At 66.9% G+C, this 21,669-nt stretch carries 21 protein-coding genes; 14 read left to right on the top strand and 7 right to left on the bottom strand.

Annotated features, from left to right (window positions below):
• Positions 1-56: 56 nt before the first annotated feature.
• On the bottom strand, positions 57-1,244 hold the full coding sequence (locus IEX41_RS06925) for an Aq_097 family APC-type transporter (RefSeq protein ID WP_188789511.1): 1,188 nt from the start codon (positions 1,242-1,244) through the stop codon (positions 57-59).
• A 111-nt stretch (positions 1,245-1,355) separates the two neighbouring features.
• Between IEX41_RS06925 and ybgC the strand changes: the two genes are divergently transcribed.
• From ybgC to folD, 14 genes are all read left to right on the top strand, one after another.
• Positions 1,356-1,754 carry a tol-pal system-associated acyl-CoA thioesterase gene (ybgC, locus tag IEX41_RS06920; protein WP_188789510.1) on the top strand — a complete coding sequence of 133 codons (399 nt, stop codon included), beginning with the start codon at positions 1,356-1,358 and terminating at the stop codon, positions 1,752-1,754.
• 196 nt (positions 1,755-1,950) lie between these two features.
• Positions 1,951-2,646 (top strand): protein TolQ, encoded by a 696-nt coding sequence (gene tolQ, locus IEX41_RS06915; protein ID WP_188789509.1) that lies wholly within the window; start codon positions 1,951-1,953, stop codon positions 2,644-2,646.
• 3 nt (positions 2,647-2,649) lie between these two features.
• Complete coding sequence (gene tolR, locus IEX41_RS06910) at positions 2,650-3,135, top strand: protein TolR (protein WP_188789508.1); 486 nt, start codon at positions 2,650-2,652, stop codon at positions 3,133-3,135.
• Positions 3,136-3,145: 10 nt separating this feature from the next.
• Positions 3,146-4,333, top strand: coding sequence for a cell envelope integrity protein TolA (gene tolA / locus IEX41_RS06905; protein ID WP_188789507.1), 1,188 nt, complete (start codon positions 3,146-3,148; stop codon positions 4,331-4,333).
• Between the two features lie 161 nt (positions 4,334-4,494).
• Positions 4,495-5,832, top strand: coding sequence for a Tol-Pal system beta propeller repeat protein TolB (gene tolB, locus IEX41_RS06900; protein WP_188789506.1), 1,338 nt, complete (start codon positions 4,495-4,497; stop codon positions 5,830-5,832).
• Between the two features lie 71 nt (positions 5,833-5,903).
• Positions 5,904-6,449 carry a peptidoglycan-associated lipoprotein Pal gene (gene pal, locus IEX41_RS06895; RefSeq protein ID WP_188789505.1) on the top strand — a complete coding sequence of 182 codons (546 nt, stop codon included), beginning with the start codon at positions 5,904-5,906 and terminating at the stop codon, positions 6,447-6,449.
• Positions 6,450-6,454: 5 nt separating this feature from the next.
• Complete coding sequence (ybgF, locus tag IEX41_RS06890) at positions 6,455-7,288, top strand: tol-pal system protein YbgF (protein WP_188789504.1); 834 nt, start codon at positions 6,455-6,457, stop codon at positions 7,286-7,288.
• A 10-nt stretch (positions 7,289-7,298) separates the two neighbouring features.
• Positions 7,299-8,627 carry a tRNA lysidine(34) synthetase TilS gene (gene tilS / locus IEX41_RS06885; RefSeq protein ID WP_229672973.1) on the top strand — a complete coding sequence of 443 codons (1,329 nt, stop codon included), beginning with the start codon at positions 7,299-7,301 and terminating at the stop codon, positions 8,625-8,627.
• Between the two features lie 81 nt (positions 8,628-8,708).
• The gene (gene ftsH, locus IEX41_RS06880) at positions 8,709-10,622 is read left to right on the top strand and encodes an ATP-dependent zinc metalloprotease FtsH (protein WP_188789502.1); all 1,914 of its coding nucleotides are present in this window, start codon (positions 8,709-8,711) and stop codon (positions 10,620-10,622) included.
• Positions 10,619-11,395, top strand: coding sequence for a methyltransferase domain-containing protein (locus IEX41_RS06875; RefSeq protein ID WP_188789501.1), 777 nt, complete (start codon positions 10,619-10,621; stop codon positions 11,393-11,395). Before ftsH ends, IEX41_RS06875 begins: the two co-directional genes overlap by 4 nt.
• A gap of 14 nt (positions 11,396-11,409) precedes the next feature.
• A complete protein-coding gene (locus tag IEX41_RS06870) occupies positions 11,410-12,009 on the top strand; it encodes an MOSC domain-containing protein (RefSeq protein ID WP_188789500.1) in 600 nt (199 codons plus the stop codon).
• Between the two features lie 79 nt (positions 12,010-12,088).
• A complete protein-coding gene (locus tag IEX41_RS06865) occupies positions 12,089-13,765 on the top strand; it encodes a formate--tetrahydrofolate ligase (RefSeq protein ID WP_229672971.1) in 1,677 nt (558 codons plus the stop codon).
• Between the two features lie 139 nt (positions 13,766-13,904).
• Positions 13,905-14,201 (top strand): chorismate mutase, encoded by a 297-nt coding sequence (locus IEX41_RS06860; protein ID WP_188789498.1) that lies wholly within the window; start codon positions 13,905-13,907, stop codon positions 14,199-14,201.
• 11 nt (positions 14,202-14,212) lie between these two features.
• Positions 14,213-15,115, top strand: a complete 903-nt coding sequence (folD, locus tag IEX41_RS06855; RefSeq protein ID WP_188789497.1) for a bifunctional methylenetetrahydrofolate dehydrogenase/methenyltetrahydrofolate cyclohydrolase FolD — start codon at positions 14,213-14,215, stop codon at positions 15,113-15,115.
• A gap of 377 nt (positions 15,116-15,492) precedes the next feature.
• On the opposite strand, the gene IEX41_RS06850 is transcribed toward folD, so the two are convergent.
• The 6 genes from IEX41_RS06850 to IEX41_RS06825 form a co-directional block, all read right to left on the bottom strand.
• Positions 15,493-15,735 carry a hypothetical protein gene (locus IEX41_RS06850; RefSeq protein ID WP_188789496.1) on the bottom strand — a complete coding sequence of 81 codons (243 nt, stop codon included), beginning with the start codon at positions 15,733-15,735 and terminating at the stop codon, positions 15,493-15,495.
• Positions 15,735-16,661 carry a methionyl-tRNA formyltransferase gene (gene fmt, locus IEX41_RS06845; protein WP_188789495.1) on the bottom strand — a complete coding sequence of 309 codons (927 nt, stop codon included), beginning with the start codon at positions 16,659-16,661 and terminating at the stop codon, positions 15,735-15,737. The genes IEX41_RS06850 and fmt overlap by 1 nt, the downstream gene beginning before the upstream one ends.
• 63 nt (positions 16,662-16,724) lie before the next feature.
• Complete coding sequence (locus tag IEX41_RS06840) at positions 16,725-17,690, bottom strand: ABC transporter permease (protein ID WP_188789494.1); 966 nt, start codon at positions 17,688-17,690, stop codon at positions 16,725-16,727.
• On the bottom strand, positions 17,690-18,784 hold the full coding sequence (locus IEX41_RS06835) for an ABC transporter permease (protein WP_188789493.1): 1,095 nt from the start codon (positions 18,782-18,784) through the stop codon (positions 17,690-17,692). Before IEX41_RS06835 ends, IEX41_RS06840 begins: the two co-directional genes overlap by 1 nt.
• 119 nt (positions 18,785-18,903) lie before the next feature.
• Positions 18,904-20,508, bottom strand: coding sequence for an ABC transporter ATP-binding protein (locus tag IEX41_RS06830; protein WP_188789492.1), 1,605 nt, complete (start codon positions 20,506-20,508; stop codon positions 18,904-18,906).
• A gap of 66 nt (positions 20,509-20,574) precedes the next feature.
• Entirely contained in the window at positions 20,575-21,579 is a 1,005-nt protein-coding gene (locus IEX41_RS06825) for a BMP family lipoprotein (protein WP_188789491.1), read from the bottom strand.
• Positions 21,580-21,669 lie beyond the last annotated feature (90 nt).

Below are 21,669 nucleotides of genomic sequence, written 5' to 3'. Positions count from 1 at the left end.
CCTGCGGCAATTGGGCGGGCCTGCGCAGGGTCCGCGCGCAGGCGCACATGAGCGGGCTATTCCACCGGCGTGCCGAACAGGGCGATCACCGTACCCAGCACCGCCAGCGCCGAAAAGCCCAGTGCTGTCAGGTGCTTGCCTTCCTTCAGCGCGCCGGTGGCGGCGATGGCGCTTTGCAGCGCGTAATAGGTGGCAAAGGCGCGGGAGGCGTATGAGATGATCTCGAATACGTCCGCGCCCCATGTCAGCAGCACCCCAAAGGCTACGAGGACAGCATAGCTCAGCCGCTCGGGCACCCGGCCCCGGGTCAGTTCCTGCACCAATCCGCCCGCGCCGCCGGTGTCGGCGATGGCGGCGCTGAACTGCGCGGCCAGCGCGGCGGCGGTCAGCATCAGCGGCAGGATCGGCGCAACCAGCGCCATGAGGCCGATGATCGCAGTCTCGCTCAGTCCGACCGCATCGGGGGCAAAGACATAGGCGATGAGCAGCACATAGGCCATGTAGATCACCGCCGAGACGCCCTGGGCGATTTTCATCGACACGATGCGTTCCCCGGCGGTGTAGCTGTCGCCAAGATAGCGCGAGGTCTCGAACCCCTGCACGGTGACGATGAGGCCGAAGGCCAGCGCCAGCGCGGGCCAGCCGGTCTCCGTGGGCGGGGTCAGCGTCAGCGCCCCCTGCCCGGCCCGATCGGCAAAGAACCACGCCAGCCCCACCAGAAGCCCGGCGATGATCGCCAGCTTCAGCCCCACGGTCACCTGCTCCAGTCGTTCAAGCGCGGCAAATCCCCGGGTCCAGCCGATCCCGAGGATGACCAGCAGCACGGCGGAGGTGAGGATGCGCGCATGCACCGCATCGTTCCAAGGCGTCAGGTCGGTGCCGAACGCCCCGAAGAGGTTGAGGTAGTAGGCGACCGAGATGAAGTAGGCAAAGCTCAGCGCCCATGACGCCGCGTCTTCGAGCCACGCCTCTGGCGCAGAGCGCGGACCGGCTGCCCGGCGGCGTATGTTGAAGCGGATCGCCGCGCCAAAGGCCCATGCCAGCGCGCAGAGCCCAGCCATCACCAGGGGCGCCCAGGCGCCGTAGGCATGGTTCAGGATCGGCCCCAGAACGAGGAACCCGCTGCCGATGATCGAGGCCAGCGGCGTCAGCGTCGCCCGCCACAGCCGCGCCCGCGCCAGCCGCGGCCAAAGCAACAGCCCGGCGGCCAGAACGGTGGTGGCAATGATCAGCGCGGTCATCATGGCGCGGACGCTATGCCCTTGGGGCGCAAAGGGGAAGATGCGGGGCTTGCGCCCTTTCGCCGCCCCTTCTACGGTCCGCCGCAGCGCAGCGCGCCACCAAGCGGGGAAAGCATGAGCCACCAGGTCCACGAGTTCGCGGTCACCGTCCATTACGAGGACACGGACATGGCGGGCATCGTCTACCATGCAAACTACCTCAAGTTCATCGAACGGGGCCGCTCGGACTGGGTGCGGGCCATGGGCGTGGACCAGCTTGCCCTGCGTGACACGCAGGGCGTGGTCTTTGTCCTGCGCCGCATCGAGGCCGATTACCGCGCCCCCGCCCGGTTCGAGGATCAGCTGAGCGTGACCACCCGCGTCGGGCAGGTCAGCGGCGTGCGCCTGACCCTCCACCAAGAGGTTCTGCGGGCGGGCGAGCTGCTGTTCTCCGCCGATGTCACGCTGGTCGCGATGACCCTCGACGGGCACCCCACGCGCCTGCCGCAGGAGCTGCGCCGCAAGGTTCACTAGGTCCTCTCGCTTCGCGGCCCGGTGTGCTCAGGCGGAAAGCCGCCGGAGCCATGGCACAAAGGCCGCCTCACACGGTTCATGACGGCAATGTGTTGGAAATGTCCCTGCAACTGGGCTAGAATCGCGTGTAACGAGGCCCCGGAAAGCGACACACGTCAAAGCAGTACACGCGGGCCCGAGAGAGAAGAGCAGGCTTATGGATCCACAAACCCTTGCGGTCGCGCAGGAGATCGATTTCTCCATGTGGGGCCTTTTCGCACGTGCCACCCTCACGGTTAAGATCGTGATGTTCCTTCTGGTCCTGTCGTCGGTCTGGGGCTGGGCCATCATCTTCGAAAAGGTCGTCAGCTACCGCCGCGCCCGCCAGGAGGCCGCCAAGTTCGACCGCGCCTTCTGGTCCGGCGAGCCGCTGGACGAGCTCTATGACCAGATCGGTGCCGAACCCAAGGGCCGCGCCCAGCGTGTCTTTGCCGCAGGGATGACCGAATGGCGCCGCTCGCACCGCGATGACGGCGCGCTGATCGCCGGCGCGCACGCCCGCATCGACCGCTCCATGGATGTTGCCATCCAGAAAGAGGCCGAAGAGCTGCAGCGCGGCCTGCCGGTACTGGCCACCGTGGGCAGCACCGCACCCTTCGTCGGCCTCTTCGGTACGGTCTGGGGCATCATGCACGCCTTCATCGAGATCGCCTCGCAGCAGGACACCTCGCTCGTGGTCGTGGCCCCCGGCATCGCAGAGGCGCTGTTTGCCACCGCGCTTGGCCTGATCGCGGCGATCCCGGCAGTGATTTTCTACAACAAGCTGTCGGCGGACGCGTCCCGGGTGATCTCGGGCTACGAGGCCTTTGCCGACGAATTCTCGACCATCCTTTCGCGCCAGCTGGATTCCTGATCCATGGGCGGCGGTGTGATGAAACCCGGAGGCGGCGGCGGAGGCCGCAGGCGGCGGCGCCACGGCGGTGGCGGCGCCCAGCCCATGGCCGAGATCAACGTGACTCCCATGGTCGACGTGATGCTGGTGCTGCTGATCATCTTCATGGTCGCGGCGCCCCTTCTGACGGTCGGCGTGCCGGTGGAGCTGCCCAAGACGGCGGCCACCGCCCTGCCCTCGGAGGCCGAAGAGCCCCTGACGGTGACCATCACCGCCGACGGGCTGGTCACCATCCAGACCACCGAAGTGCCGATGGACGACCTGGTGAACCGCCTGCGGGCCATCGCCACCGAACGCGCCGACGACCGCATTTTCCTGCGGGCGGACGGCGCGGTGCCTTACCAGACCGTCGCCCAGGTGATGGGTGCGCTGAACCGTGGCGGCTTTTCCTCGATCGGTCTGGTGACCGATGCGGGCGGGCCTGCCATGGACGGCGCGTCGGACGGCTGAGGGGGCCTGATTGAGCAGGAGTTTCCTCATATCCGCCGGGGTGCACGCCCTGGTGATCCTCTGGTTGCTGATCGGCAACGTGTTCCGGCCTGACCCGCCGGAGATGCAGGTGTCGTCTGTGTCGATGATCTCGGAGGCCGAGTTCGCCGCGATGACGCAGCCCTCCACCGGCGCAGATCCGCAGCCCGAGGCCGAAACCGAGGCGCCCCCCGCCCCGGAACCCGAGCCTGCGCCCGAACCCGCGCCTCAGCCGGAGCCGCAACCCGAGCCGGAGCCCCAGCCAGAGCCCACGCCGGAACCCGAACCAGCGCCTGCCCCGGAGCCCACGCCTCAGCCGGCCCCCGAGCCCACGCCAGAACCGGAGCCCGTCCCCGCCCCCCCCGCGCCCGAGCCCTTGCCCGAAGTGCTGGCCCCGGATATCGCGCCGCGCCCGGTGCCCCGCCCCGCCGACCGCGTGGCGCCCGAAGCCGTGCCCGAGCCGTCGCCCGAGGCCACCATCGCCGAGGAAACGCAGCAAGCCGCCGAACAGGAGGCCGAAAGCCCCGAAATCGCCGAGGAGCAGCAGGAAGAAACCGCCCCCGAAGAGGCCACGACCGAGATCGTGACCGAGGCGGACGAAGACCCTGCCCGCGCCCCCGATGCTTCGGTGCGCCCGCGCACCCGTCCCGCCAATGTCGCCTCGCGTCCCGAGCCGGAGCCGGAACCCGCCGAGGAGCCGGCCCCGACGCAGAGCGCATCGAACGATACGCCTGCCCCCGAGCCCGAGCCTGAACCGGCCCCTGCCCCGCAGGACAACGCGACCGACGATGCCGTGGCAGATGCAATCGCCGAGGCCCTTGCGGGCGGCGGTGGCGGTGCCCCGGCGCAGGAAGGCCCCAGCGGCCCGCCCCTGACCTCGGGCGAGCGCGAGGGCTTCCGCATCGCGGTGCAGCGCTGCTGGGTGGTCGACGTGGGATCGGAGGCAGCCAATACCACGGTCACCGTGGGGATGGAGATGCAGCCCAACGGGCAAGTCGTCAGTTCGAGCATCCGCATGCTTGGCTCGCAGGGCGGCAGCGCCTCGGCTGCCGAGATTGCCTTCCAGGCCGCACGCCGGGCCATCCTGCGCTGCCAGGACGGCGGATACGACCTACCGCAGGACAAGTACCAGCAATGGAAGCAGGTCGAGATGACCTTCAACCCCAGCCAGATGAGGTGACCCACATGACCCGCCCCCTCATAAACCTGGTCAATGGCCAAATCACTGGCCTGTTCACCGGCCAGTTCACTGGCCCGTCACTTGCCCCAGCCGGTCAGGGGTTGCATGGTTCGAGCAAACCACAAGCGGGCCGCGTAAGGCCCTGCAAGGAGAGAGTTGTCATGAAAAAGCTGCTGAGCAGGGCCGCCGCCGTCGCGCTTGCGATGCTCGCGCCGCTGGTTCTGGCGCCCGCCACCGCGCAGGCCCAGGACGGACCGCTGCGCATCGAGATCACCGAAGGCACCATCGAGCCGATGGCATTTGCCGCTCCCGATTTCGTGGCCGAGACCCCGGGCGCGCAGCAGATGGCCCAGCAGATCGGCCGGGTCATCGCCGAGGACCTCACCGGAACGGGCCTCTTCCGCGAGATCCCGCGCGAGTCGCACATCAGCCGGGTGAGCAGCTTTGAAAGCCCCGTGCAGTTCGCTGACTGGCGGGCGATCAACGCGCTGGTGCTGCTGACCGGCGCGGTCTCAGAGGAAGGCGGCCGGGTGAACGTCAAGTTCCGCGTCTGGGATGTCTTTGCCGGGACCGAGCTTGGCGACGGCATGCAGTTCGCCGCAACTTCCGATGGCTGGCGCCGGCTGGCCCACAAGGTGGCCGACCAGGTCTATTCGCGCCTTACCGGCGAAACCGGCTATTTCGACAGCCGCGTGGTCTTCGTCTCCGAAAGCGGGCCCAAGGACCAGCGGGCGAAGCGCCTTGCCATCATGGATTACGACGGCGCCAACGTGCAGTACCTGACCGACAGCCGTTCCATCGTGCTGGCGCCGCGCTTTTCGCCCAACGGCGACCGCGTGCTCTACACCAGCTACGAGACCGGCGAGCCGCAGATCCACATTCTCAACGTCGGCTCGGTGCAAAGCCGCATCCTCAGCGCCGGCGGCAGCGCCATGAGCTTTGCACCGCGCTTCTCGCCCAGCGGCAACCAGGTGGTCTACTCGGTGAACCAGGGCTCGAACACTGACATCCACACGATGGATCTGGGCTCCGGCGCCACCCGTCAGCTGACCCAGACCCCGGCCATCGAGACTGCGCCAAGCTATTCTCCCGATGGCAGCCAGATCGTCTTCGAAAGTGACCGCTCGGGCAGCCAGCAGCTTTATGTCATGCCCAGCGGAGGCGGTGAGGCGACGCGCATCAGCTTCGGCCAGGGCCGCTACGGCACCCCGGTGTGGTCGCCGCGCGGCGACATGATCGCCTTCACCAAGCAGCATCAGGGCCGCTTCCACATCGGTGTCATGCGCACTGACGGCAGCAATGAACGTCTGCTGACCGCCTCGCCTCTGGACGAAGGCCCCACTTGGGCCCCCAACGGCCGGGTCATCATGTTCAGCCGCGAGACGCTGGGCGCGAGCGGCACCTCGTCGCTGTATTCCGTGGACGTGGCGGGCCGCACGCTCAAGCGCGTGCGCACCCCGGACGGCGCGTCGGATCCCGCATGGGGCCCGCTACAATAAGCGTTTTCCCGCCTTTTCCACACCGCGGAGGCTGTGCTAGCCTCTGCGTAACCCACGAGCAGGACAGTTCCATGAAACATCTCTACAAGGCTCTGACGATTGCCGCCGTTCTCGGGCTTGCCGCCTGTACCAACGGTGACCGCTTCGGTGCGGGTGGCGCTGGCGGCGCCGGTGCCGGCGCGAATGGCGGATATGGCGCAAACGGTGGCGTCACCGGCGGCATCATCCCCGGCAGCGCGAACGACCCGAAGTCGCCCGCCTATTTCAACCAGACCATCGGCGACCGCGTGCTGTTCGCCGTGGACCAATCGAGCCTGAGCGCCGAGGCGCAGGCGACGCTGGACCAACAGGCCCAGTGGCTGATGACCAACAGCGACTACCTTGCCGTTATCGAAGGCCATGCCGACGAACAGGGCACCCGCGAATACAACATCGCCCTCGGCGCACGCCGCGCCAACGCGACGATGGAATACCTCGTGTCCAAGGGCGTGGCTCCGAACCGCCTTCGCTTCATCAGCTACGGTAAGGAACGTCCTGTCGAGGTCTGCTCGCAGGCATCTTGCTATGCCAAGAACCGCCGCGCGGTGACCGTCATCTCCATGGGCGCGGGGGTCTGATCCTCATGCGCCGCGCCGCCGCCTTCGTTCTCGGGGCCTGCCTGCTGGCAAGCCCCCTCTCCGCTCAGAACGCCGAGACCCTCGCCGACATGCGGCAGGATCTGTCGGTCCTGACCGGCGAACTCACGCGCCTCAAGCAGGAACTGAACACAACCGGCGGCGGCGGGGTGCAGGTCACGGGCTCCATGCTCGACCGGGTCAACACGATCGAAGCCGAGCTGATGCGCGTCACCGCGCTGGCCGAAGAGCTTGGCCACCGCATCGACACCGTGGTCACCGACGGCACCAACCGGGTCGGCGACCTCGAGTTCCGTATCTGCGAGCTCGAGCCGGGCTGCGACATCGGTAGCGTAGGCCAGACGCCCCCCATCGGCGGGCAGGATGCGGCGACCGCCGCGCCTGCTCCGGCCCCTGCCCCCTCCAACGACACGCTGCCCTCGGGCGGCGCAGAGCTTGCCGTCGGCGAAGAGACGGATTTCCGGCGGGCGCAGGAGGCGCTCGCCAGCGGTGACTTTCAATCCGCCGCGAACCAGTTTGCGACCTTCCGCGAGACCTTTCCAGGCTCGCCCCTAGAGGCTGGCGCGCTTGTCGGCGAGGGCAAGGCCCTCGACGGCGCAGGTGACACCCGTGAGGCGGCGCGCCGTTTTCTCGACGCCTATGCCACCTACCCGTCCAGCGACGCGGCACCGCAGGCGCTGCTGCAGCTTGGCACGACCCTTGGCAAGCTTGGCAGCATGTCCGAGGCCTGCGTGACCCTGACCGAGGTCGGCACCCGCTACCCCGGCACGCCCGAGGTCGCCGATGCGCAGGCCGAGAAGGGCCGTCTCGGCTGCCAGTAGGGCGCGGCCCGTGACCCCGCCGTCCCTCGATCGGCGCTTTGCCGATGCCATGGGCGCGACGCTGGGGCCGGATTTTCCGGCCGAGATCGCCCTCGCCGTCTCCGGCGGCGGCGACAGCATGGCGATGCTCACCCTTGCACACAACTGGACCCACATCTGGGGCGTAAAGCTCTGGGTTGTCACGGTGGACCACGGCCTGCGGCCCGAAGCCGCCGCCGAGGCCGCCCTGGTGCGCGAAACCTGCGATGAGCTTGGCCATCCACACGCCACCCTGCGCTGGCGCTGGGACGGGGCCGGCAACCTCATGGACGCCGCGCGGCGGGCGCGCATCGACCTCATGGGGCGCTGGTGCGGACGGCTGGACACGCTGCTGCTGGCCCATACCCGGGACGATGTGGCGGAAACCTTCCTCATGCGGCTGGCCCGTGGATCGGGCGTTGACGGACTGTCTGCGATGCAGCCCGTCCGCAAGGTAACGCGCGGGACAGCCCCGGTCCCCGACATGGATGGTGCCACCCCTCCCGGCCCTGCCGCGGACCGGCTGCGCCTCGTGCGCCCCTGCCTCGACATGGGCCGGGAAGAGCTGCGTCATTACCTCAGGGTACTCAAGGGCCGATGGGTGGATGATCCGTCCAACGACGATCCCCACTACGACCGGGTGCGGTTCCGCAAGCTGCTTGCCACCCTCGCCCCCGAGGGGCTGGATGCAGGCACCCTTGCCGCCACCGCGAAGCGCATGTCCCGCGCCCGCGAGGCGCTGCGGCTGCGCGCCCTCAAGGCGTGGACCCTCTGCGGGCGTGAAGGCCCCGTGGCTGACCTTACCTTCAACCGCGACAGATTCGCCGGGTATGAGCGTGACACCCAGATGCGCCTCCTCGCGAGCGCCCTGCAATACGTGGCATCGGCAGAGTACCGCCCGCGTGCGACCCAGCTCGAGGCGCTGCTTGACCGTTTGCTGTCGGGCGGGTCGGGCACGCTGCATGGCTGTGCCATCCGGACCGGCCACGACGCGCTGCACATCCTGCGCGAACCCGCCGCGACCACGCCGATGGACCTGCCTCCGGGCAAAACGGTGCTTTGGGACGGCAAGTGGCAGGTATTCCATACCAAAGGCACCTCGCTCACCTTGCGAGCACTTGCCGAAGACGGCTGGCAGCAGCTCCCGCCCGACACCCGCGCCGCCTTGCCCGGCGGGCTCTCGCATGCCACGGCACAGGCGCTTCCTTCACTCTGGGACGGCGACCGGCTGCTCGCCTGCGCCCCGCTGCGAGCCGGGCCCGAGACCACCGCGGTGCTGCAAGAGGCAAACGGTTTCCCGGCATTCCTTCTTTCGCATTGAACCGGCGGTAACGATCCTTATGTTAGGCAGAGCGCGCCCGCATCGCCTGCCGGGCGCGGGAAGCATGTTTGGAGGCAATCCTTGGGCAACGCACGTAACATCGCCTTTTGGGTGGTTCTGTTCCTTCTCATTCTGGCCCTGTTCAACCTGTTCTCTGGTGGCGGCAGCACGCTGCAAAGCCGCGAGATCAGCTATTCGGACTTCGTTCAGTCCGTGGACGACCAGAATGTCACCGCCGTCACCATCGACGGCGAACAGATCCGCTACCGAAGCAATGACGGCACCGACTACGTCACCGTGAAACCCGAGGATGCGCAGGTCACCGACATGCTCATCAACAAGGGCGTGGTGGTCCGGGCCGAACAACAGGAACAATCGGGCTTCCAAGCCTTCCTGCTCAGCCTCCTGCCCTTCCTGCTGCTGATCGGTGTGTGGATCTATTTCATGAACCGCATGCAGGGCGGCGGCAAGGGCGGCGCCATGGGCTTCGGCAAGTCCAAGGCCAAGCTGCTGACCGAAAAGCACGGTCGTGTGACCTTCGACGACGTCGCGGGCATCGACGAGGCCAAGGAAGAGCTCGAAGAGATCGTGGAATTCCTGCGCAACCCGCAGAAATTCTCGCGCCTTGGCGGCAAGATCCCCAAGGGTGCTCTTCTCGTGGGCCCTCCGGGCACCGGTAAGACGCTGCTGGCGCGCGCCATCGCAGGCGAAGCGGGCGTGCCGTTCTTCACCATCTCGGGCTCCGACTTCGTGGAAATGTTCGTCGGTGTGGGTGCATCCCGTGTCCGCGACATGTTCGAGCAGGCCAAGAAGAACGCGCCCTGTATCGTCTTCATCGACGAGATCGACGCCGTTGGCCGCAACCGTGGCTCCGGCTACGGCGGTGGCAACGACGAGCGCGAACAGACCCTCAACCAGCTGCTGGTCGAGATGGACGGTTTTGAGGCGAACGAGGGCGTGATCATCGTCGCCGCCACCAACCGCCGCGACGTCCTCGACCCTGCGCTGCTGCGTCCGGGCCGCTTCGACCGTCAGGTCATGGTGGGCAATCCCGACATCAAGGGCCGCGAGAAGATCCTTGGCGTTCACGCTCGCAAGACCCCGCTTGGCCCGGATGTCGATCTGCGCATCATCGCGCGCGGCACCCCCGGCTTCTCGGGTGCGGATCTGGCGAACCTCGTGAACGAGGCGGCGCTCATGGCCGCCCGCGTCGGCCGCCGCTTCGTGACGATGGAGGATTTCGAGAACGCCAAGGATAAGGTCATGATGGGCGCCGAGCGCCGGTCCATGGTTCTGACCGCGGACCAGAAGGAAAAGACCGCCTACCACGAGGCCGGTCACGCGGTGGTGGGCCTTGTCCTTCCGCAGTGCGATCCGGTTTACAAGGCGACGATCATCCCCCGTGGCGGCGCGCTTGGCATGGTGGTCTCGCTTCCCGAAATCGACCGCCTGAACTGGCACCTGTCGGAATGCGAAGAGAAGATGGCGATGACCATGGCCGGCAAGGCCGCCGAGATCATCAAGTACGGCGAGCCCAACGTGTCGAACGGCCCCGCTGGCGACATCCAGCAGGCGTCTGCCCTCGCCCGCGCGATGGTCCTGCGCTGGGGCATGTCGGACAAGATCGGCAACATCGACTATTCCGAAGCGCATGAAGGTTATCAGGGCAACACTGCCGGCCTCTCCGTGTCTGCTCACACCAAGGAGCTGATCGAAGCCGAGGTGCAGCGCTTCATCACCGAAGCCTATGACCGTGCCTTCCAGATCCTGACCGACCACAAGGAAGACTGGGAGCGTCTGGCGCAAGGCCTGCTGGAATACGAGACCCTCACCGGTGAAGAGATCAAGCGCGTGATGAAGGGTGAACCGCCCCATTCCAGCGATCCTTCGGACGATGACGGGAACGACACCCCGAGCGTGACCGCCATCCCCAAGTCCAAGCCCAAAGTGAAGCCAGCGGGTGACAGCGGTCTGGAGCCCGAGCCCAGCGCATGAGCCAGACCGGCACCACCGATTGGGACCCCGGGCTCTACCACGAGTTCCGGGGTCTTCGTTTGAGGCCCGCCACGGACCTGCTGCGGTCCGTGGGAGTCCTGCCGGAAGGCGATATCATCGACCTGGGCTGCGGCTCCGGCGCGGCGGGCCCTGCTCTGCAACGGTTGAAGCGTCGGCTTGTGGGCGTGGATCTGAGCCCGTCAATGCTTGCCAAGGCGCGGGCCACCGGCTGCTATGCGGAACTGTCCGAAGGTGATCTGACAACCTGGCAGCCGCAAACGCCCCCTGCCCTCATCTTCACCAACGCAGCCCTCCAATGGGCCCCGGACCACGAGACGCTGCTGCCGCGTCTTGCGGGCATGCTTGCCCCCGGTGGTACGCTGGCGGTGCAGGTACCCAACCAGAACAATGCCCCCTCACACCGGTTCTGGCTGACCCTTGCCGAAGAGATGTTCCCCGGACGGGTCGATCGCGATTCCATCCCGTCAGTCCTTTTGGGCGCGGAATATCACCGGCTGCTGCGGCCCTTCGGCCATGTCACCCTCTGGGAAACCGAGTACTATCAGGAGCTGACGCCCGAGACCTCTGGCCACCCTGTGCGCCGCTTTACCGAATCTTCCTTCGCCCGTCCGGTGCTGAGCGTTCTTGATGAAGATGAGCGCAAGCGCCTCGTGGCAGCCTATGACCGGGTCATCGGCAGCGCCTACCCGATTCAGCCGAACGGCAACGTGCTGTTCCCGTTCCGGCGCATGTTCCTTACTCTCACCACCTGACAGGACCCGTCCCGATGCCCGCACTCAAGCCAACCCCGTTCAAGGCAACCGTCCGCTGGCTCGGGCAGGTTCCTCCCGAAGGCAAGGGCATCCGGTCTACCTCGGTTCAGGGGCTCGAGATCGGCTTCGAAGGCCCCGTGGGGGAACGCCATTCGGGCCTCAACCGCCCCTCGTGCAGCCGCGTCACCGGCCAGCACCCCAAGGGCACCGAGATCCGCAACACCCGCCAGCTGAGCCTAGCCTCTGCCGAAGAGATGGCCGAGGTCGCCGCCACCATGGGCCTGACCGAGATCGAACCGGAATGGCTTGGCGCAACGGTCATCGTCGAGGGCATCGGCGATTTCAGCCACCTGCCCCCGTCCTCGCGGCTGCAGGGGCCGGACGGGCTGACCCTCATCGTCGACATGGAGAACCGCCCCTGCCACCTCGTATCGCGCGAGATCGAGCAGGAGCACGAGGGAATCGGTGGTCAGTTCCGCCGCGCCGCCGCCGGCAAGCGTGGCATCACCGCCTCGGTGGAACGGCCCGGACGGCTTTCGGTCGGTGACGAGCTGGTGCTTCACATTCCCGACCAGCCGGTCTGGGCGCATCTGGATGCCGCCCGCAAGGGCTGAGACTTTGCTGCCATCCCAGCACGGGCCAGCCCCCGCGCTATTATCGACGGGCATGGAATTGCCCCCAAGGAGCCGAAAATTGCCAGTCCTGCCGGATATCGAGATCGCCCGCGCCGCCGACAAACGCCCCATTCAGGATATCGGAGCGCAGCTGGGCATTCCGCCAGAGGATCTCGTCCCTTACGGCCATGACAAGGCGAAGGTATCGCAAGGGTTCATCGCCGGGCTGGCAGACAGGCCCATGGGCAAGCTCATCCTCGTGACGGCGATCAATCCCACCCCGGCTGGCGAGGGCAAGACCACCACGACCGTGGGCCTCGGCGACGGGCTGAGCCGCATCGGTCGCAACGCCGCGATCTGCATCCGCGAAGCGTCGCTCGGTCCGAACTTCGGGCTGAAGGGCGGCGCTGCGGGGGGCGGCCATGCGCAGATCGTGCCCATGGAGGACATGAACCTTCACTTCACCGGGGATTTCCACGCCATCACCAGCGCCCACAACCTGCTGGCGGCGATGATCGACAACCACATCCACTGGGGAAACGAGCAGAACATCGACCTGCGCCGCGTGGTCTGGCGCCGGGTGCTCGACATGAACGACCGGGCGCTGCGGCACGTGGCCTCGGCGCTTGGTGGGCCGGCCAACGGCTTCCCGCGTGAGACCGGTTTCGACATCACCGTCGCCTCCGAGGTGATGGCGATCCTTTGCCTGGCCGAAAACCTGGCCGATCTCGAAGAACGCCTCGGCGCCATGATCATCGCCTATCGCCATGACAAGACCCCGGTCTTTGCCCGTGACATCGACGCCCATGGCGCCATGACCGTGCTGCTGCGCGACGCCATGCAGCCCAACCTCGTGCAGACGCTGGAACACACGCCCGCCTTCGTCCATGGCGGGCCGTTCGCCAACATCGCCCACGGCTGCAACTCCGTCATCGCCACCCGCACCGCGCTGAAGCTGGCCGATTACGTGGTGACCGAGGCGGGCTTCGGCGCCGATCTCGGGGCCGAGAAGTTCCTCAACATCAAGTGCCGCAAGGCCAATCTGGCCCCCGATTGCGTGGTGCTGGTGGCCACGGTGCGGGCGCTCAAGATGAACGGCGGCGTGGCCAAGGATGCGCTCGGGGCCGAGGATACCGAGGCGGTGCGTGCGGGCTGCGCCAACCTCGGACGGCACATCCGCAACCTCAAGCAATTCGGCGTGCCCGTGGTGGTGGCGATCAACCATTTCACCGGCGACACCGACGCGGAACTGAACGTGATTCGTGATTACGTAGCCGCCGAGGGGGCCGAGGCGCATGTCTGCACCCACTGGGCCGAAGGCGGCGTCGGCGCCGAGGCGCTGGCGACCCGCGTCGCCGAGATCGCCGATGCCGGCGAGGCCCAGTTCGCCCCGCTCTATCCTGATGACATGCCGCTCTGGGACAAGATTGGCAGCGTCGCCAAGGGCATTTACCACGCCGAAGGTGTCATCGCCGATCAGAAGGTCCTCGACCAGCTGGCGGCGTGGGAGGCTGAGGGCTACGGTAATCTGCCGGTCTGCATGGCCAAGACCCAGTACAGCTTTTCCGCCGACCCCACCGCACTTGGCGCGCCCGAGGGCCACGTGATCCCCGTGCGCGAAGTGCGCCTGTCCGCCGGGGCCGGATTCGTTGTCGCCATCTGCGGTGACATCATGACCATGCCCGGCCTGCCCCGCCGTCCTGCGGCCGAAAGCATCCGCATTGGCGCGGGTGGTCAGGTTGAAGGCCTTTTCTGAACCCGTTCCGATCGGGGGCCGCCCGGCGCCTATCGGAACCCGCTATGCCGCATCGGGGCGCAAAAGCGCCGCCCCTGAGCGTTGAAACTTCAGCCTTCCTGCGGCATCAGGGGGCGACAGAACTTCAAGGAGCCCGCGCATGCGCGACCCCGCGACCCTCGCCGACATGACGGACCTGCGTACCGAGATCGACGACACTGACGCCCAGCTTTGCGCCCTGCTTGGCCACCGCGCCCGGCTGATCAGCCGCGCCGCGCAGCTCAAGGAAGAGAACGGCTGGCCCGCCCGCATCGACGGACGGGTGGAAGAAGTCATCGACAACGTGCGCCGCTTTGCCGAGGCCGAGGGCTGGGATGCGGATCTTGCGGAAAAGCTCTGGCGCGAACTTGTGGAATGGTCGATCCGGCGCGAGCAGGTCGCGCTCGGTCGCGAGTGAAGGAGAGGCCCATGGCGGCACGGATCATCGACGGCAAGGCCTTTGCGGCCAATGTGCGGGAAAAGGTGGCGGGCCATGTGGCCCGGCTCAAGGCGGATCACGATATCACCCCCGGCCTTGCGGTCGTGCTGGTGGGCGAGGACCCGGCAAGCCAGGTCTACGTGCGCAACAAGGGCAAGCAGACCGTGGAATGCGGGATGCAGAGCTTCGAGCACAAGCTTCCCGACGACACCCCCGAGGCGGACCTCCTGGCGCTTGTGCAGCAGCTCAACGCCGATCCGGCGGTGCATGGCATCCTCGTGCAACTTCCCCTGCCCTCGCACATGAACTCCGACGCCGTGATCAACGCCATCGACCCGGCCAAGGACGTTGACGGCTTCCATATCTCGAACGTCGGCCTTCTGGGCACCGGTCAGAAGAGCATGGTGCCCTGCACCCCGCTGGGCTGCCTGATGATGCTGCGCGACGTGCACGGATCGCTGTCCGGCATGAACGCCGTGGTGATCGGGCGCAGCAATATCGTCGGCAAGCCGATGGCGCAGCTTCTGCTGGGCGAAAGCTGCACGGTGACCATCGCGCATTCCCGCACCAAGGACCTGGCGTCCGTCGTGCGCGGCGCCGACATCGTCGTGGCGGCGGTGGGTCGTCCGCAGATGGTCCCCGGAGACTGGATCAAGCCCGGTGCCACGGTGATCGACGTGGGCATCAACCGCATCGACGCGCCCGAAAAGGGTGAGGGCAAGACCCGCCTCGTGGGTGACGTGGATTACGACAGCTGCGCCGAAGTGGCCGGAGCGATTACGCCGGTGCCGGGTGGCGTGGGGCCGATGACCATCGCCTGCCTGCTCGCCAACACGGTTACCGCCTGCTGCCGCGCGAACGGCCTGCCGGAGCCCGAGGGGCTGACGGCCTGAACTTAGGGCCCCAAGGCCCTAAGGACCTGAGCCGGTGAGGTTCAAGAATTTGAGGGGCCGGATGCTGCGAAGCATCCGGCCCTTTTGCTGGTGGCCCTTTTCCATCAGCCAGCAAGACGAGAGCCGCGCATCGCCGGTCCGTGGATTGGCGATCCACGCACTGAACCTATTGATTTATCCCGACCACATCCGGACGACTTCGACACAAAGCACCCAGACAAACCAAATGGCCAGTCCGGGGGGGCGGACCGGCGATGTGCGGCGGCCTCCGGCCTTGATTCCGCGCTGGCAAAGTGAGGAAGGCTTTAGCTGACCAGCCGAAAAGGTTACCCCTTCCGACCAAGAGCGTCCCGCCAAGCCAATACGGGAAACCGCCTCTACTTCCGCCGCCGCCAGTGGGTCGGCACGATGATCAGCGCCCCGATGGAGGACACGATCGCGTTCACCCCTGGAGAGCCGAAGCCGATCCCGAACATCAACCGCAGGAAATAGGCGAGGAACGCCCCGCCAATGCAGATGATGATGCTTTGCAACACCCCGTTGCGGGTAAAGCCGGTCCGCTCGGACGCATAGCCGACGAACCCCGCGATGACGATGGTGCCGATCATCACCGGGAACATCAGTGCGCGCCCGACGTCGAGCCCAGAACAGTGCCCTGCGGAATGGCCATGCCGCGCAGGAAGGTCTCGGCGTCCTGCGCGCCCTTCCCGGCCCGCTGTGCCCGGGTGATCCGCACCGCGCCCGCCCCGCAGGCGATGACGAAGCCATTGTCCAGCGCCTCGCCCGGGGCGCCCTCGCCGGGGACAACCTCGGCCCCCAGCAGCTTGATGCGGTCCTCGCCCAGCAGGGTCCAGGCGCCGGGGAACGGCGCGAGGCCGCGCACCTGGCGCGAGATCTCCTCGGCCGGGCGCGACCAGTCCACCGCCGCCTCGGCCTTGTCGATCTTGGCGGCATAGGTCACGCCCGCCTCGGGTTGCTCCTGCGGCGGCAGCTGGTCCAGCCGCGACAGCGCATCGACGATCAGCCCCGCGCCCATGGCGCTCAGCCGGTCATGCAGCGCGCCGGTAGTTTCCGTACGGCCGATGGGCGTCGCCTCGCGCAGCAGCACCGGGCCGGTATCCAGCCCCGCCTCCATCTGCATGATGCAGACACCGGTTTCGGGATCGCCCGACATGATCGCCCGGTGGATCGGCGCGGCCCCGCGCCAGCGCGGCAGAAGCGAGGCGTGGATGTTAAGGCAGCCCTTGCTGGGCGCATCGAGGATCGCCTGTGGCAGGATCAGCCCATAGGCCACCACCACGGCCACATCCGCGCCCAGAGCGGCGAAACGCTCTTGTTCCTCCAGGGATTTCAGCCGCTCGGGGTGGCGCACCTCTAGGCCAAGCGCCTCGGCGCGGGCATGGACCGGTGTGGGGCGGTCCTTTTTGCCCCGGCCCGCGGGGCGGGGTGGCTGGCAGTAGACGGCGGCAATCTCGTGCCCGGCCTCCACCAACGCATCAAGCACCGGCACCGAGAAATCGGGGGTCCCCATGAAGATCACGCGCATGGCTTGGCTCCTTTGTCCGTCCTGCCCCCGGAATAGCCCACGGGCAGGACAGAGGCCAGCAACCTAGCGTTCCTTGACGTAGGGCTCGCCGCTGGCCCGTGGCGGGATAGCCTTGCCGACAAAGCCCGCAAGGATGATGACCGTCAGGATATAGGGCAGCGCATCCATCACCTGCACCGGGATGGTGATCCCGCCAAGGTCGATGTTCTGGTAGCGCAGCGCCACCGCCTGCAGCAGGCCGAACAGAAGGCAGGCCCAGAGCGCGTAGACCGGCCGCCACTTGGCAAAGATCAGCGCAGCAAGGGCGATATAGCCGCGCCCCGCGGTCATCTCCCGCACAAAGCCGGCCTGCAGCCCGGTGGCAAGGTAGGCCCCGGCGAGCCCACAGAGCAGGCCGCAAATCCCGATGGCCGCAAAGCGCAGGCCGACGACCGAGATGCCAGCCGTGTCCACCGCCTCGGGCGATTCGCCAACCGCACGCAGGCGCAGGCCGAAGCGAGTGCGGAACAGCACCCACCAGCTGAGTGGGACCATCAGGAAGGCGACGTAGACAAGGATGGAATGGCCCGAGATCAGCTCGGCGTAGATCGGGCCCAGCACCGGCACATCGCGCAGGGCATTGGCGAAGGGCAGCGTGATGGACTCGAACCTGCCCCCGCCCATCAGCGACGGGGTGCGCCCCCCCTGCCCGAACCAGCTTTGAGCGATGAGCACCGTAAGGCCAGAGGCCAGGAAGTTGATCGCCACCCCCGAGATCAGCTGGTTGCCCCGGAAGGTGATCGAGGCGAGCCCGTGCAGCGCGCTCATCAGCGAGGCCGAGACGATCCCGGCCAGCAGCCCCAGCCAGACAGACCCCGAGACGGCGGCGATGGCGGCAGAGGCGAAGGCCGCGGCGAGCATCTTGCCTTCAAGGCCGATATCGACGACGCCCGAGCGTTCCGAGAAGAGGCCCGCAAGGCAGGCGAGCAGCAGCGGCGTGGCAAGGCGGACAGTGGAATCCAGCACTTGCAGGAGGGTCATGAAATCCATCACGCGTCCTTTCGTCCCAGCGCCACGAACAGCCGCTCAAGCGGCATCCGCACCATGTTGTCGAGCGCCCCGGTGAACAGGATCACCAGCGCCTGGATCACGGTGATGAGCTCGCGCGGGATGTTGGTCCAGAGCGCGAGCTCCGCCCCACCCTGATAGAGGAACCCGAAGAGCAGCGCGGCAAGGAAGATTCCCACTGGGTGGCTGCGCCCCATGAGCGCCACGGCGATGCCGATGAAGCCCGCCCCTTCGGTGGCGTTCATCACGAGGCGTTCGGCCTCGCCCATGGTGGTGTTGAGCGCCATCATCCCCGCAAGCCCGCCCGAGATCAGCATGGCAACAATGGTAATGCGCACCGGCGAAATGCCGGCGTATTTCACCGCCGATTCAGAATGTCCGAAGGCGCGGATCTCGTAGCCGAGCCGCGTGCGCCACATCAGGAACCAGAAGGCGACACAGGCGAGAACGGCGAGGAAGAAGGTGACGTTGGCCGGGGAGCCCCGGAACAGCGGGTTGTCGGCGGTGGCGAACATGTCCTGGAAGGTGGGCAGCTGCGTCGCCTCCGGGAAGCGGGCGGTGGCCGGGTCCATGGCCCCTTGCGGGCGCAAGAGGTTCACCAGCACGTAGTTCAGCACCGCTGAGGCGATGAAGTTGAACATGATCGTGGTAATGACGATGTGGCTGCCGCGCTTTGCCTGCAGGTATGCCGGGATCAGGGCCCAGAGCGCGCCGAACGCCCCTGCGGCGACGATCGCCACCAGAAGCGCGACGGTCCAGTGCGGGAAGGGAATGAAGAGGCACACCAGCGCCACCCCGAGCCCGCCGATCATCGCCTGCCCTTCGCCGCCAATGTTGAACATCTTGGCATGGAAGGCGACGGCGGCGCAGAGGCCGGTGAAGATGAAGTTGGTGGTATAGTAGAGCGTGTAGCCCCAGCCTGCCGAGCGCATGAGCGCGCCTTCGACCATGAGGTTGAAGGCTTCGACGGGGTTTTCCCCGATGGCGAGGATGACCAGCGCTGACAGGATCGCAGCGAGCAGGATGGAAATCAGGGGCACGAGCACCGCGTCGGCCCAGGCGGGCATCTTATCCATATGTGGCCTCGTATCCGGCGGAGCCCTTCGGGCAGCAGGGTTGAGCGCCCTGTGGGCGCCGTTGCCTCCGGCGGACGTATTTTTCAAGAGAAGAAGCGGCGGGCGCCATTGCGGTCAGGTCAGTCATGTTGGGAAGCCTCGCGCTGTTCCTTTTGCTCGAGGGCAGCGTCGACGGCCTTGATGGGATCGCCGCCGGGGCGTTCGGTGACGCCGGCCATCAGTAGCCCCAGTTCGGTCTGGTCGGTTTCGTTGGGCATGCGTTCGCCCATCACCTGCCCGTCGAACATCACCGCGATGCGGTCCGACAGGGCAAAGATCTCGTCCAGCTCGACCGAGACCAGCAAGATCGCCTTGCCGGTGTCGCGCAGGCGGATGATTTCCTTGTGGATGAACTCGATGGCGCCGATGTCCACGCCTCGCGTGGGCTGGCCGATGAGCAGCACGTCGGGGTCACGCTCGATCTCGCGGGCGAGGACGATCTTCTGCTGGTTGCCGCCCGAGAACGCCTTGGCGGGCAGCGAGGGATCGGGGGGACGCACGTCGTAGCGGGTCATCTTGTCCTGCGCCTGCTCGCGGATCTTGGCGTTGTCCATGAGCATGCCGGACTGGAATTCCGGTTCGCGGTGGTAGCCAAAGACGGTGTTCTCCCACGCGGTGTAGGGCATGATGAGCCCCTCAGTCTGCCGGTCCTCGGGGACATGGGCAATACCGGTCTTGCGGCGGGCGGCCCCATCGGCCCCTGTGCCGGTCAGCGGCAGCGGCTTGCCGTTCACCGTGACCGAGCCGGTGGCATCTGCGTACCCGCCCAGCACCTCGAGCAATTCCGACTGGCCATTCCCCGCAACGCCAGCGATGCCCAGCACCTCTCCCGCGCGCACTTCGAGCGAGACGCCGCGCAGGCGTTCAACCCCGTGGCTGTCCACGTGGCGCAGGTTCTCGATCTGGAGAATCGGCGCACCGACTTTGGCCGGGGACTTGTCCACCTGCAGCAGCACCTTGCGGCCCACCATCAACTCGGCCAGCTCGCCGGGCGAGGTCTCCGCCGTCTTGACCGTTGCCGTCATCTGGCCGCGGCGCATCACCGAGACCGTGTCGGTGATCTCCATGATCTCGCGCAGCTTATGGGTGATGAGGATGATCGTCTTGCCCTCGGAGCGCAGGTTGTCGAGGATACGGAACAGGTGGTCCGCCTCGGCGGGGGTGAGCACCCCTGTCGGCTCGTCGAGAATGAGGATGTCGGCCTGCCGGTAGAGCGCTTTGAGGATCTCGACCCGCTGCTGGTGGCCGACGCTGAGGTTCTCGATCAGCTGGTCGGGATCGACCGACAGTTCGTATTCGTCCGACAGCTGCTTCAGCACACCGCGCGCGCGGGCGAGAGAGGGGCGCAGCATGGGGCCGTCTTCGGCGCCGAGGATGATGTTTTCCAGCACCGTGAAATTCTGCACCAGCTTGAAATGCTGGAAGACCATGCCGATGCCAGCCGCGATGGCGGACTGACTGTCGGTTATCCGGGCCTCCTTGCCGCCGATGAAGATCTCGCCCCGGTCGGCCTTGTAGAAGCCGTAGAGGATCGACATCAGGGTCGACTTGCCGGCGCCGTTTTCGCCGATGATGCCGTGGATGGTTCCAGGCATCACGCGCATCGCAATGTCCTTGTTGGCCTGCACGGGGCCGAAGGACTTGGAGATGCCCTTCAGCTCGATTGCGGGGGCTGTGTCGGTCATGGCAGGTCCGGCTGAATGGGAAAGGGAGGCCGTGGTCCGGCCTCCCGTCAGGTCATGTGGCGGCGATCAGAAGGACAGCGCCGGGCAGCTGTCGTCGGACGAATAATCGTGCACGGTAACCTCGCCCGACACGATCTGCTCGCGCGCGGCGTCGAGCGCGGCGACCATGTCCTCGGACACGAGGTCGGCGTTGTTCTCGTCCATGGCGTAATCCACGCCGTTCTCCGCAAGCCCGAGCACCGTCACGCCAGTTTCAAGGTCGGCGCCGGCGGTCATCGCGTCCTGAACGGCCACGTCCACACGCTTGAGCATGGAGGTCAGCACCTGCCCCGGGTGCAGGGCGTTCTGGTTGCTGTCGACGCCGATGGACAGGATGTCCTGGTCAGCGGCGGTCTGAAGCACGCCGATGCCGGTGCCGCCTGCCGCGGCGAAGATCACGTCAGAGCCCTGGCTGATCTGGGCGCTGGCCAGCTCCGAGCCCTTCACCGGATCGTTCCAAGCGGCGGGGGTGGTGCCGGTCATGTTGGAGATGACCTCGATGTCGGGGTTGGCCGCCTTGGCGCCTTGAGCGTAGCCGCAGGCGAATTTGCGGATGAGCGGCACGTCCATGCCGCCGACGAAGCTCACGGTGCCCGTCTCGGACGCCATGGCTGCCATCATGCCCACAAGGTACGAGCCTTCGTGTTCGGAGAACAGGATCGACAGCACGTTGGGGTGCTCTTCGGGGTCCACGAAGCCGTCAATGGTGACGAACTTGGTGTCCGGATAATCCGGTGCCACCGACGCGATGGGCGAGGACATGGAGAAGCCGGTGGTCACCACCGGGTTGAACCCGGCCTCGGCAAAGCGGCGCAGGGCCTGTTCGCGCTGCGCTTCGGACTGAAGCTCGATGTCGCGGTAGCTGCCGCCGGTTTCGGCTGCCCAGGCCTCGGCGCCGTTGTAGGCGGCTTCGTTGAACGACTTGTCGAACTTGCCGCCAAGGTCATAGACCAGCGCCGGGTCGGCCAGCGCGGCGCCCGCGGTCAGGGCCAGCGCGGCGCTTGCGCCGAGAAACTTGGTGATGAGGGTCATGTCTTGCTCCCAGGGTGATGGCGGCGGGTCGCGATGCGCCCGCTCTTCATGCAGGATCCATGCAGATCGTGTCCGATCAAAGCCTTGGGT

Source organism: Salipiger pallidus, from assembly GCF_014643635.1.
In the GTDB taxonomy this organism is placed as follows: domain Bacteria; phylum Pseudomonadota; class Alphaproteobacteria; order Rhodobacterales; family Rhodobacteraceae; genus Salipiger; species Salipiger pallidus.
Note: the sequence above shows the minus strand (reverse complement) of the source record. Positions and strands in the feature narration are given on the sequence as shown.

Excerpts from the sequence above, each read along its gene's own strand:
- IEX41_RS06825 (WP_188789491.1), bottom strand. The coding sequence starts at position 21,579 with ATGACCCTCATCACCAAGTTTCTCGGCGCAAGCGCCGCGCTGGCCCTG.
- tolR (WP_188789508.1), top strand. The coding sequence starts at position 2,650 with ATGGGCGGCGGTGTGATGAAACCCGGAGGCGGCGGCGGAGGCCGCAGG.
- ybgF (WP_188789504.1), top strand. The coding sequence starts at position 6,455 with ATGCGCCGCGCCGCCGCCTTCGTTCTCGGGGCCTGCCTGCTGGCAAGC.
- pal (WP_188789505.1), top strand. The coding sequence starts at position 5,904 with ATGAAACATCTCTACAAGGCTCTGACGATTGCCGCCGTTCTCGGGCTT.
- IEX41_RS06840 (WP_188789494.1), bottom strand. The coding sequence starts at position 17,690 with ATGGATTTCATGACCCTCCTGCAAGTGCTGGATTCCACTGTCCGCCTT.
- IEX41_RS06925 (WP_188789511.1), bottom strand. The coding sequence starts at position 1,244 with ATGATGACCGCGCTGATCATTGCCACCACCGTTCTGGCCGCCGGGCTG.
- IEX41_RS06860 (WP_188789498.1), top strand. The coding sequence starts at position 13,905 with ATGCGCGACCCCGCGACCCTCGCCGACATGACGGACCTGCGTACCGAG.
- folD (WP_188789497.1), top strand. The coding sequence starts at position 14,213 with ATGGCGGCACGGATCATCGACGGCAAGGCCTTTGCGGCCAATGTGCGG.
- ybgC (WP_188789510.1), top strand. The coding sequence starts at position 1,356 with ATGAGCCACCAGGTCCACGAGTTCGCGGTCACCGTCCATTACGAGGAC.
- IEX41_RS06835 (WP_188789493.1), bottom strand. The coding sequence starts at position 18,784 with ATGGATAAGATGCCCGCCTGGGCCGACGCGGTGCTCGTGCCCCTGATT.
- tolB (WP_188789506.1), top strand. The coding sequence starts at position 4,495 with ATGAAAAAGCTGCTGAGCAGGGCCGCCGCCGTCGCGCTTGCGATGCTC.
- IEX41_RS06830 (WP_188789492.1), bottom strand. The coding sequence starts at position 20,508 with ATGACCGACACAGCCCCCGCAATCGAGCTGAAGGGCATCTCCAAGTCC.
- IEX41_RS06870 (WP_188789500.1), top strand. The coding sequence starts at position 11,410 with ATGCCCGCACTCAAGCCAACCCCGTTCAAGGCAACCGTCCGCTGGCTC.
- IEX41_RS06850 (WP_188789496.1), bottom strand. The coding sequence starts at position 15,735 with ATGTTCCCGGTGATGATCGGCACCATCGTCATCGCGGGGTTCGTCGGC.
- IEX41_RS06875 (WP_188789501.1), top strand. The coding sequence starts at position 10,619 with ATGAGCCAGACCGGCACCACCGATTGGGACCCCGGGCTCTACCACGAG.
- fmt (WP_188789495.1), bottom strand. The coding sequence starts at position 16,661 with ATGCGCGTGATCTTCATGGGGACCCCCGATTTCTCGGTGCCGGTGCTT.
- tolQ (WP_188789509.1), top strand. The coding sequence starts at position 1,951 with ATGGATCCACAAACCCTTGCGGTCGCGCAGGAGATCGATTTCTCCATG.